Source organism: Yinghuangia sp. YIM S09857, assembly GCF_051388915.1.
Taxonomy (GTDB): domain Bacteria; phylum Actinomycetota; class Actinomycetes; order Streptomycetales; family Streptomycetaceae; genus Yinghuangia.
Window position 1 is genome coordinate 68,794 of the sequence record NZ_JBPKBH010000009.1, and the last position, 11,261, is coordinate 80,054.

General features: G+C 72.9%; 9 protein-coding genes. 7 read left to right on the top strand and 2 right to left on the bottom strand.

The annotated features are described in order from the left end of the window. Positions 1–200: 200 nt before the first annotated feature. Positions 201–2,726, bottom strand: coding sequence for a Tex family protein (locus ACRX5S_RS20535; RefSeq protein WP_436774681.1), 2,526 nt, complete (start codon positions 2,724–2,726; stop codon positions 201–203). A 172-nt stretch (positions 2,727–2,898) separates the two neighbouring features. Between ACRX5S_RS20535 and ACRX5S_RS20540 the strand changes: the two genes are divergently transcribed. From ACRX5S_RS20540 to ACRX5S_RS20550, 3 genes are all read left to right on the top strand, one after another. After that, positions 2,899–4,173: a hypothetical protein gene (locus ACRX5S_RS20540; protein WP_436774459.1), complete on the top strand. Its 1,275-nt coding sequence runs from the start codon at positions 2,899–2,901 to the stop codon at positions 4,171–4,173. Between the two features lie 86 nt (positions 4,174–4,259). Beyond that, on the top strand, positions 4,260–4,910 hold the full coding sequence (locus ACRX5S_RS20545; RefSeq protein WP_436774460.1) for a class I SAM-dependent methyltransferase: 651 nt from the start codon (positions 4,260–4,262) through the stop codon (positions 4,908–4,910). Between the two features lie 97 nt (positions 4,911–5,007). Continuing rightward, positions 5,008–6,189 (top strand): methyltransferase, encoded by a 1,182-nt coding sequence (locus tag ACRX5S_RS20550; protein ID WP_436774461.1) that lies wholly within the window; start codon positions 5,008–5,010, stop codon positions 6,187–6,189. Positions 6,190–6,193: 4 nt separating this feature from the next. Here ACRX5S_RS20550 and ACRX5S_RS20555 read toward each other — a convergent pair whose 3' ends face one another. Continuing rightward, the gene (locus ACRX5S_RS20555) at positions 6,194–7,453 is read right to left on the bottom strand and encodes a sulfotransferase family protein (RefSeq protein ID WP_436774462.1); all 1,260 of its coding nucleotides are present in this window, start codon (positions 7,451–7,453) and stop codon (positions 6,194–6,196) included. 51 nt (positions 7,454–7,504) lie between these two features. Between ACRX5S_RS20555 and ACRX5S_RS20560 the strand changes: the two genes are divergently transcribed. The 4 genes from ACRX5S_RS20560 (at position 7,505) to ACRX5S_RS20575 (ending at position 11,046) form a co-directional block, all read left to right on the top strand. Then, complete coding sequence (locus ACRX5S_RS20560; RefSeq protein WP_436774463.1) at positions 7,505–8,377, top strand: SDR family NAD(P)-dependent oxidoreductase; 873 nt, start codon at positions 7,505–7,507, stop codon at positions 8,375–8,377. A gap of 126 nt (positions 8,378–8,503) precedes the next feature. Further along, positions 8,504–9,271, top strand: a complete 768-nt coding sequence (locus ACRX5S_RS20565) for an SDR family NAD(P)-dependent oxidoreductase (RefSeq protein ID WP_436774464.1) — start codon at positions 8,504–8,506, stop codon at positions 9,269–9,271. Positions 9,272–9,662: 391 nt separating this feature from the next. Beyond that, positions 9,663–10,274, top strand: a complete 612-nt coding sequence (locus ACRX5S_RS20570) for a MarR family winged helix-turn-helix transcriptional regulator (RefSeq protein ID WP_436774465.1) — start codon at positions 9,663–9,665, stop codon at positions 10,272–10,274. 31 nt (positions 10,275–10,305) lie between these two features. Further along, positions 10,306–11,046, top strand: a complete 741-nt coding sequence (locus ACRX5S_RS20575; protein WP_436774466.1) for an HAD family hydrolase — start codon at positions 10,306–10,308, stop codon at positions 11,044–11,046. Positions 11,047–11,261 lie beyond the last annotated feature (215 nt).

Below are 11,261 nucleotides of genomic sequence, written 5' to 3' on the forward strand. Positions count from 1 at the left end.
CCCCTTCGGCGGCGATGTGCGCGACCGGCCGGCCGGCCGCGACGCGTTCGACAAGGATCCGGCGCCCGTGCACGGTCAACCGGGCGTCACGGTGGACACGAAGACCTCCGATGGGTGCGTTCCCAGAGAGCTCCACCACATCGGAGGTCTTCGTCATGATCAAGACCAGCCACCGTCAACAACGCCCGTGATCAATACGCCTAGCGCCGGCCGCGGGCCGGGCCGCCGTCGCCTTCCACCAGCCCTGCCCGGCGCAGCGCGTCGGCGAGCGCGCCGCCGCCACCCGGAGCGCCGCCGCGATTGCCGCCGCGGTCGTCGCGGCCGCCGCGGCCGCGGCCGCCGCCCTGACCGCCCTGATTGCCCTGGCCGCTCTGGTTGTTGCCGCCGCGTCCGCCGCGCTGGCCGCCGCTTCGGCCGTCGTTGCCGCGACCGTCGTTTCCGCGGCCCTCACCGCCGCGGCCGCGGCCGCCCGGTTCGCCCTGCGGGCGGCGCGGTCCGGGAGCCGTACGCCCGCCGCCCGCTCCGCCGGACCCGCTCGCGGCCTCGTCCTCCAGACGGAGCGTCAGAGAGATGCGCTTGCGCGGGATGTCGACGTCCAGCACCTTGACCCGCACGATGTCGCCGGGCTTGACCACGTCGCGCGGGTCCTTCACAAAGGTGGCGGACATCGCGGAAACGTGGACCAGGCCGTCCTGGTGCACACCGACGTCGACGAACGCGCCGAACGCGGCGACATTCGTCACCACGCCCTCCAGCAGCATCCCCGGTTGGAGGTCGGTCAGCTGCTCGACCCCCTCCTTGAACGCCGCGGTCTTGAACGCGGGCCGGGGGTCGCGGCCCGGCTTCTCCAGCTCGGCGAGGATGTCGGTGACCGTCGGCAGGCCGAACTGCTCGTCCACGAAGTCCTGCGGGCGCAGCGCGCGCAGCACCGTCCCTTTGCCCATCACGGACGCGATGTCGCCGCCCGCGGACGCCACGATGCGGCGTACCACCGGATACGCCTCGGGGTGCACGCTCGACGAGTCGAGCGGATCGTCGCCGCCGGGGATGCGCAGGAAGCCCGCGCACTGCTCGAACGCCTTCGGGCCGAGGCGCGCCACGTCCTTGAGCTGCTTACGGTTCTTGAACGGCCCGTTCGCGTCGCGGTGCAGCACGATGTTCTCGGCGAGGCCGCCGCCGATGCCGGAAACGCGGGTGAGCAGCGGCACGGACGCCGTGTTGACGTCGACGCCGACGGCGTTCACACAGTCCTCGACCACCGCGTCGAGCGAGCGCGACAGTTGCAGCTCGGACAGGTCGTGCTGGTACTGGCCGACGCCGATCGACTTCGGGTCGATCTTGACCAGTTCGGCCAGCGGGTCCTGGAGGCGCCGGGCGATCGACACGGCACCGCGCAACGACACGTCCAGGCCCGGGAGTTCCTGCGAGGCGTACGCCGATGCCGAGTAGACGGACGCGCCGGCCTCGGACACCACGACCTTGGTGAGCGGGAGTTCGGCGTGCCGCTTGATGAGGTCGCCGGCCAGCTTGTCGGTCTCGCGCGACGCGGTCCCGTTGCCGATCGCGATCAGCTCGACGTCGTGCGCCTTGGCGAGCCGCGCGAGGGTGTCGACCGACTCGTCCCAGCGGCGCCGCGGCTCGTGCGGGTAGATGGTGTCGGTCGCGACGACCTTGCCGGTGGCGTCCACGACCGCGACCTTGACGCCGGTGCGCAGGCCCGGGTCGAGGCCCATCGTCGCGCGCGACCCGGCCGGGGCGGCGAGCAGCAGGTCGCGCAGGTTGGCGGCGAAGACGCGTACCGCCTCGTCCTCGGCCGCCTGGCGCAGCCGCCCGCGCAGGTCGATGCCCAGGTGCACCAGGAAGCGGGTGCGCCACGCCCATCGGACGGTGTCGCCGAGCCATTTGTCGGCGGGGCGCCCCCGGTCGGCGATGCCGAAGCGCCGGGCGATGCTCTGCTCGAAGCCGGACGGACCGGCCGCGGGGTCGGCGGGCTCCTCCTCCGGTTCGAGGGTCAGGGTCAGCATCTCCTCCTTCTCGCCCCGGAACATCGCGAGGATGCGGTGCGACGGCAGCCGGGTGAACGGCTCCGCGAAGTCGAAGTAGTCGGAGAACTTGGCGCCGGCCTCCTCGCGGCCCTCGCGGACCTTGGCCACCAGGCGGCCGCGCGTCCACATGCGCTCGCGCAGCTCGCCGACGAGGTCGGCGTCCTCGGAGAAGCGCTCGACGAGGATGGCCCGCGCGCCCTCCAGGGCGGCGGCCTGGTCGGCGACGCCCTTGTCGGTGTCGACGTACCCGGCCGCGGTGGCCTGCGGGTCCTGCGACGGGTCGGCGAGCAGCGCGTCCGCCAGCGGTTCGAGCCCGGCCTCGCGCGCGATCTGCGCCTTGGTGCGGCGCTTGGGCTTGTACGGAAGGTAGATGTCCTCCAGGCGCGCCTTGGAGTCGGCGGCCATGATCTGCTCGCGCAGCGCGTCGTCGAGCTTGCCCTGCGCGTCGATCGAGTCGAGCACCGCGGTGCGGCGCTCCTCCAACTCGCGGAGGTAGCGCAGGCGCTCCTCCAGGGTGCGCAACTGCGTGTCGTCGAGGGTTCCGGTCACCTCCTTGCGGTACCGCGCGATGAACGGCACGGTCGCGCCGCCGTCGAGCAGGTCGACTGCGGCCTGCACCTGTCCTTCGCGTACGCCGAGCTCGTCGGCGATCCTCTTGTTGACAGAGGGTGTGGGCGTCACCACGGAACCTGAACCACCTTCACACTGGGGTACCCGGGCATTCTGCCGATGTTGGGCCCCGAATGTCGCACTGACGGGGCTGCGCGTGTCCGCCGGACGTGTCGGTGATGGGGGCTTGGGCCCGCCGAATCTCGGTTGCGGCCTGACGTCCCGTGCTGAACCCTCGAAGGCGATGACTACTTCTGACCTGGAAAAGGCCTGGGAACTGGTAGAGAACGGCGACGTGTCCGCGGTGATGCGGCACCTGCGCGCGACCGCCGAGCAGCTTGAGATACGCGACCTCGCACGCGTCATGGAGAAGGCCGCGGGCATGGTGGACTTCGACGACCTCGTCGAGGCGTCCCGCCGACTCGCCCGCAAGCCGCGCAGTGCCGAGAACCTCTTCGAGTTCGGCTACGCCTGCATCGAGCACGGCGCGGCGTACGCCGCCATACCGGCGCTCGCCGAGTCGCTGCGCCGGGCGCCCGAGTCGCGCGGCACGTTCCTGGAGCTCGCGTCGGCGTACGAACGCGAGGAGCGCCATCGCGAGGCGGTCGACCTGCTGGCGTCCCGCGACGCGACCCTGGCGGACTGGCCCGAACGGTACCTGCTCGCCTACAACGCCGTGCTGGCGGGCGATCCGGCGCGCGCACGCCTGGAGTTCGGGCGGATGACAGCGCCGGCGGACCGGGACTGGGACTGGGCGTACGGCCGCCTCGGCGCGATGCTGGGCCGCGCCGACGCCGCCGCGTCCGTGTCCGCGCTGGATCAAGAGGACCTGCGCGGCTGGCAGTTCGTGCTCACCGGCGGTCTGCTGGCGACGATCTCGCCGCACGGATACCGCGCGGGCATGGTCGGCCGGCACGCGTTCCAGCAGGACTCGCACGGCAGTTGCCGCCAGGGTCTGGACCGGCTCGCGGCCGTGCTGGGCGCGACGGGCACGGTACCGAGGTCCGTGTCACTTCTGGACGACCGGGGGGGCCGCATTCTCGGCCTGGCCGCCGCCGATGTGCTCGGGGTGCCCGCGGTGCCGTACGAGCAGGGGCGTCCGGACACGGTCGTGGTCGCGTACCGACTGGCGGACGTCGCCGGGGACGTCGTCGATTCCCTGCACGAACGCCCGCCTGGGCAGGTGCTGTTCGAGCACGCGACGTGCTGGACGAGCCCGCCGCCGGTGGCCGCAGACGTGAGCGTGCTCCTGCGCCAGGCCGGCAACGCGCCGTGGGAGAAGCAGCTCACCGCCAACCCCGAGGGCGGCGCGCCCGACGCGCGGCCCGAGGCCGAGATCGCGGCCGACGTGGTCGGCGCGGCGCCGGACGCGGACTTCGCGGGGGACGACGAGGCGCCGTCGGACACCACGGCCGAACTGGTCGCCTTCGCGGCGGGCGTGGCACCGGTGTGGACGTCGCGCACGTCGCGCGACCAGTGCCCGTCGTCGGGCCCGGTGCGCAGTTCGCGGTTCCGCTGAGGCGGCGGGGCGCCGCGCTCCCTCGGCAACACGCTCGCGCGTCAGGGGAATTCGCCATGCACGATCCAGGGAAAGGTGACGCGGCCATGGGAGAACGCGACGTCCCCGAACACCACTCGCGGGTGCGGGAGAGCTATGACGCGGTGGCCGAGGAGTACGCGGCGCGGATCGGCGGCGAACTCGCGTACAAGCCGCTCGACCGCGCGCTGCTGGGCGCGCTCGTCGAGGCCGTCGGGCCGGGCGCGGCGATCGCGGATCTGGGGTGCGGGCCCGGGCATGTGGCCGGGTGGCTGGCCGCTCGGGGTGCGCGGTTGGTGGGCGTGGACCTGTCGCCGGGCATGGTCGCGCTCGGTCGGCGCGAGCATCCCGAGGTGGAGTTCCGGGCGGGAGATCTGCTGGAACTCCCGGCTGCCAATGGGGAGTTCGATGCGGCGGTGGCGTTCTACTCGGTGATCCACCTGGTGACCGAGGAGCTGCCGGCGGCGTTTGCGGAGGCCCGGCGGGTGCTGCGGGCGGGCGGGTTGCTGCTGACCGCGTTCCACGTCGGCGAGGAGGTGCGTCATATGCGTGATTGGTGGGGGAATACGGTGGATGTCGAGTTCCACTTCCGCGAGTCGGGTGTGATGGTGCGCGCGATGGTGGAGGCGGGGTTTGAGATCGACGCACGTATGGAGCGCGCGCCGTACCCGGAGGAGGCGGAGACGCGGCGGGGGTACGTGCTGGCGCGCGCAATATAACGGTGTTCCGGGGCGGCCCCCTTGTGGCCGGCCAACGCGCGGTGGGGATGCGGGCGCCCGGGGGAGGGTGGGGGCGCGGACCCGGCAGAATGAAGCAATGTTCAGCACGCCATGGGGTGACGTCGATCTGGCCCGGTTCCCCGACAACCCCCGCGATCAGCTGCGGGCGTGGGATGCCGCCGACGCGTACCTCCTGCGGCGGCTCGCGGGGCGGCCCGGGCCCGAGGGGACGCCCGTCGCGCCCGTCGACCTCGCCGCGGCGGACGACGGTGCGGTGGTGGTCCTCGGGGACCGGTGGGGCGCGCTGACTACCGCGCTTGCGGCGTACCGGCCCACCCAGATCACCGACTCCCACCTCGCCCGCGAGGCCACCCGCGCCAACCTCGTCCGCAACGGCGCCGACCCCGGGGCCGTCCGCCTGCTCACGACGCAGGACGACCCGCCCGCGCGCGTGGACGTCCTCCTCGTCCGCGTCCCCAAGAGCCTCGCGCTCCTGGAGGACCAACTGCACCGGCTCGCGCCGTCGGTCCACCCCGGCACGACCGTCCTCGGCACCGGGATGACGACCGAGATCCACAACTCGACCCTCGGCCTGTTCGAGCGCATTCTCGGGCCGACCCGCACCTCGCTCGCGGAGAAGAAGGCCCGGCTGATCTTCTGCACGCCGGACGGCCGACCCGTGGGCGCGCGCAATCCCTGGCCGCACACCTACACGCTCCCGGACGGCATCGGGGCCGCGTCCGGGCACACCGTCGTCAACCACGCGGGCGTGTTCTGCGCCGAACGCCTCGACGTCGGCACCCGGTTCCTGCTCGCCCACCTCCCCGCACGCCGGGGCCTCGAGCACGTCGTGGACCTCGGGTGCGGCAACGGCGTCGTGGGTACCGCCGCGGCGCTGGCCAACCCGGACGCACGTCTGACCTTCGTCGACGAGTCGTACCAGGCCGTCGCGTCCGCCGAGGCGACCTACCGCGCCAACATCGACGCGGACGCCCGCCCGGCCGCCTTCACCGTGGGCGACGGCCTGGCCGGATTCCCGGCGGCGAGTGCCGACCTCGTCCTCAACAACCCGCCGTTCCACAGCCACCAGGCCACCACCGACGCCGTCGCGTGGCGGATGTTCACCGGCGCCCGCGCCGCGCTGCGCCCCGGCGGCGAAATGTGGGTGGTCGGGAACCGCCACCTCGGCTACCACGTCAAGCTGAAACGCGCCTTCGGCAACTGCGAAGTCGCGGCGAGCGACCGGAAGTTCGTCGTTCTCCGCGCAACGCGGCGCTGAACGCTCAGGCAGGGTCGGCCGTCGGGACCGCGAAGTGGGTGCGGTAGCGCCCGAACCGCGCGCTCTCGTGCGCCCGGTCGAGCCCGAGGACACCGAACTCGTAGCGGTGCACGCCGTGTTTGTCCTTCGGCCGGCCGTCGAGGTAGGCGCGCATGCGGTCTTCCGCGTCGTCGGTCAGGTCCATGCCCAGGGCGTCGTAGAGCGCGCGGACGGTGTCGAGGGGAGCGGTCATGAAGTCGGCGTACTGGCTGTGGTGCACGCGCCCGGCGGCGAACAGGCCGCCGGTGTCGTGGTCGACGAGCCGGTCGAGGTCGTGCGCGTACAGTTCCGCGTGGTAGCGGCCGATCGCCGGGTAGGAGACGTCGTCGCTGTGCACGGCGCGCAGCGTCGCGATGAGGCTCGTCACCGAGCCGAGTACGGTGATCGGGTCGCGGTGGGTGACCGCGAGCCGGGCGTCCGGGTACGCGTCCAGCAGCTCCGGCAGCGAGTGCAGGTGGGCGGGGCTCTTGAGCACCCACCGGCGGTCGCGCGGGAAGCCGCGCTGGAGCACGCGCAACACGCGGCGGTGCAGGTCGTACGCGGGAGCCATGTCGCACTCCAGCAGCCACGCCGTGTAGTTCGGCACGTGGTACCGCGCCGGGAACTCCTGCGAGCGGAAGGCGAACGACTGGGCCGACAGGCACTCCTTCGGCAGCCGCGCCCCGTACACGTGGATGGCGTCCAGGCTGCCCGTCACCTGATCGAAGAATCGCAGCTCGGCGTCGGCGGCCGGGATACGCGGATCGGCCGCGAACACGTCCGGGTCGGGCGACGGCGGCGGCACCGGCATCAGCAGCTCCCAGCCCTCCGGCACCCGGTGCGCGGGGTCGCGGGCCAGCAGCGCGTGCAGGATCGACGTGCCGGTGCGGGGCGCGCCGACGACGAACAGCGGCGCCGCGATCACCTCGTCGGCGACCCCGGGGTCGCGCAGCTCGTAGTCGCGGATTTGCAGCCGGCCACGCAGCAACCGCAGGAGATAGCGGTACGTCTGCCAGCGCCCGAGCGCGGTCAGCTCCGCGTGTGCCTCCAGGTCGCGCAGCAGCAGGTCCAGCGGTTCGTGGAAGTCGTCCGACCCGAAGTCGCCGAGTCCGGTCAGCGCCCGGGCGCGGCCGAGCAGGGCGTCCAGGTGGAAGGGTTCGGCGGATTCCTCCAGCAGCGGTCCGAGGGAACCGCTGTTGGCGAGGCGCACCCACTCGGGGCGCGTCCGGTCTGCCGGAGCCTGCATGCGCGTGCCTCCAGGGGATCGCGTCGTTTGCTTCTTGAAAAGTAGCTTCATGTGAAGATAAATTTCAAGGGCCGACGCGTGGTCGAAGGCGACGCCGACCACGGGCCGACGTACAGCCGAGGCCGACGCACAGCCGACCGCAGTCAGGAGGACCAGGTGGAGTACGGCATCCGGGGCCACGCGGTGATCGTCACCGGCGCCACGCGGGGCATCGGGCGCGGCATCGCCCGCCACCTCGGCGAACGCGGCGCCCGCCTCACCATCACCGGCCGCAACCCGAAGCGCCTCGCCGCGACCTCCGCCGAACTGGACGCGCTGGGCGTCGAGCACCTCGCGGTCGAGTGCGACGTCGCCGACCGCGACGCGGCGTTCGACCTCGCGGCCCGCACCCAGGAGCACTTCGGCCGCCTGGACGGGCTGGTCGCCAACGCCCAGACGTTCCGCCCGGTCACCCCGCTTGAGGACGTCACCGTCTCCGACATGGACCTCCTCCTCGACACCGGACCCAAGGGGACCCTGTGGGCGATGCAGGCGGTCTTCCCCTACTTCCGCGACGCCGGGCGCGGCCGCATCGTGACCATGGGCTCGGCGGTCGGCATGACCGGCGGCGCGGGGTACGGCCCGTACAGCGCCTCGAAGGAGGCCGTGCGCTCGCTCACCCGCACCGCGGCCCGCGAGTGGGCGCGGCACGGGATCACGGTCAACTGCGTGTGCCCCGCGTCCGCCGCGCACCGCCGCCCGCCCGCCGACGATCCGGATCGTCGCGCGGTGTTCGACGCCATGTACGCCCAGCACCCCATGGGCCGGGACGGCGACCCCGACGCGGACATCGCGCCGCCGGTGCTGTTCCTGCTCTCGGACGCGTCGCAGTACATCAACGGCGAGACCTTCATGGTCGACGGCGGCGGCCAGATGCGCGCGTGACGTACGGCCTCCGGCCCGGCTCGCGAGTCACCGCCCCGCAGTCGCCCGCCACGCAGCCATCAGTCACCAGCCATCAGACCCCAGTGCCCAGTGCCCAGTCACCAGTCCCCAGGAAGGGAAGCGCTCATGGACGGACGGCTTGCCGGCAAATCCGCGGTGATCACCGGGGCGGGCTCCGGCATCGGCCGCGCCACCGCGCTGCGTTTCGCGGCCGAGGGTGCCCTGCTCGTGCTCGGCGACCTGCGGCCCGAGCGCACCGCGGAGACGGTCGCCGCGGTACGCGCGCTCGGCGGGGACGCGGTCGCCTTCGACGGCGACGTGTCCGAGGACGCATACGTGCGCGCACTGGTCGACGCCGCCGTCACGCGCCACGGCCGCATCGACGTCCTGCACAACAACGCCGCCTTCTCGATCGCCGGCCGCGTCGGCGACATCACCGACGAGGACTGGCGCACGCAGCAGCGCGTCGTGCTCGACAGCGTGTTCTACGGCATCCGCGCCGCGCTTCCGCACATGACCGCACAAGGCGGCGGCTCGATCGTCACCACCGCCTCGGGCGCCGGCGTCGGCGGCGAATACCGCCTCGGCGCATACGCCGCGCACAAGGCCGCGGTCATCAACCTGACGCAGACCGTGGCGATGGAATACGCCGCCGAGGGCATCCGCTGCAACGCGGTCACCCCCGGCCCCACCGCGACCGAGCCGATGCTGCGCTGGCTGGAGGATGTCCCGGGCGGTCCCGAGGAGTTCGGCCGAACAGCGATGCTGGGCCGCATGAGCACCCCGGAAGAGGTGGCCGCGGTGGTGGCCTGGCTGGCCTCCGACGACGCAGCCCTGGTCTCCGGCACCGTCGTCCAAGCCAACTACCGCATCACAGCCCGGCGCCCGACATGACGGTTGCGGGTGTGGTGGACGCGCACGCGCGAGCGCGGCAGGCGTCGGCCCCCCAGGTGACCGGTCGGGAGGCGGCTGTGGGGGAGGCGGGGGGGCCCGCACCCTGTGCGACCGCGCCCGAGGTGACCGTGGAGAAGGCGGGCCTGACCGGGCTGGATGCGACCCGGCCCGAGCCCGCGCCGCCCGCAGCCACACCCCACGCGCCCACACCCCAGGCGATTACACCCCGCGCGACCGAGGCCGCCACCCGAGGCCAGGCGCTCCCTCCGGCGCCGCGCGGAAGTGCGGTCCGCGCGGTTGCCGGCCCGATGGCGGAGAATCGGGGGCGACACCAGCACCCGGCTCGGCGCCGGGCCGCGGTTCGCTGGTTTCCGTTCTTCCGGGAGTGCATGTGACGAGCAAGGCCGATGCGGCGGACCGGTCCGGCGCGCGTTCCGACGACTACGCGGACGGGGTGGTGGCCGCGTGGTCGCAGGTGCTGCCCGACGAGGACGCGTCGTCGCTGGGCTTCGTCGTCCGCCTGCACCAGGCCATGATCGCGATGGAGGAGTTCGACCGCCGCAGCATCCGCGGCCTCGACCTGACCGCACCCGAGTACATGGTCCTCGCCGTCCTCGCGGTGCGCACCGACCAGGTCGGCCTGACGCTGCGCGAGCTCCAGCCGCTGGTCATGTACTCCTCCGGAGGCATGACCCATTGCGTCGACCGGCTGGAGAAGAAGGAGCTGATCGAACGCCGCCCCAACCCGGCCGACCGCCGCTCGGTGCTGGTGTGCCTGACCGAGGAGGGCCGCGAGAAAGCCCGTACCGCCATGCGCACCCGGCTCGCGGCGCTCGACGAGATGCTGGCGCCGCTGACCGCCGGCGACCGGCGTACCGTGGACAGCGCGCTGCGGCTGCTCATCGCCACACTCGGCCCGTGGGCCCCGGCACCGCCCAGCGCCCCCGCGCGCACCGGCAGGGCGTCCGCCGCTGCGTCCGCGGCCGGGGCGGAAAGCGTTTGATCGGCACCTCGGGGCCGTCCTAGGGTGCAGCGTGACCCACGACGCGACCGCCCCCCTGCCCTCCGCCGCGCCCCCGGTGCCGCTGCCGCGCCAGGTGCTCGTCTTCGACGCCGACGACACCCTGTGGGAGAACAACGTCCTGTTCGAGCGGGTCATCGACGACTACCTCGACTGGCTCGTCCACCCGATGCTGACCCGCGCCGAAGTGCGCGCGGTGTTGGACGACATCGAGCGCGCGAACGCGGTCACGCACGGGTACGGCAGCAAGGTCTTCCTCCGCAGCCTCGCCGAGTGCTTCGCCCGGTTGCGCGAACGCCCGGCAACCGGTGCCGAGTTGGAACGCATCTCGGAACTCGCCGCACCCCTGGTGGAACGCGGGCACGTCGAGCTGATTCCCGGCGTCGCGGAGACCCTCGCCGTGCTCGGCGCGCGGCACGACCTGCGCCTGCTGACCAAGGGCGCGCAGGACGAGCAGAGCGAGAAGGTCGAATCGTCCGGCCTGGCCCACCACTTCCGCAGCGTGCACATCGTCGCGGAGAAGAACCACGACACCTACGTGGCGCTGATCGACCAACTCGGCCTCGACCCGGCGACGAGCTGGATGATCGGGAACTCCCCGAAGTCCGACATCCTCCCCGCCCGCAAGGCCGGGATGCGCGCGGTGTTCATCCCACACGAGCACACCTGGGTCCTGGAGAACGACGTCGTGGACGGCGCCGACGCGGGCGTCCTGCACATGACGACCTTCACGGAACTGCTGAACCATTTCTGAGCCGACTCACCCCCTCGGCTCGGAGAGCGCCCCGCACCACCTCACGGACGGAACCATGACCGCACCGCAACAACCCTCCGTCTCCTGCGTGTTCGTGTGCCACGACGCCGCCGGGCGCATCCTGCTAGCCCGGCGCGGCCCCGGGGGGGGGGGGGGGGGGGGGGGGGGGGGGGGGGGGGGGGGGGGGGGGGGGGGGGGGGGGGGGGGGGGGGGGG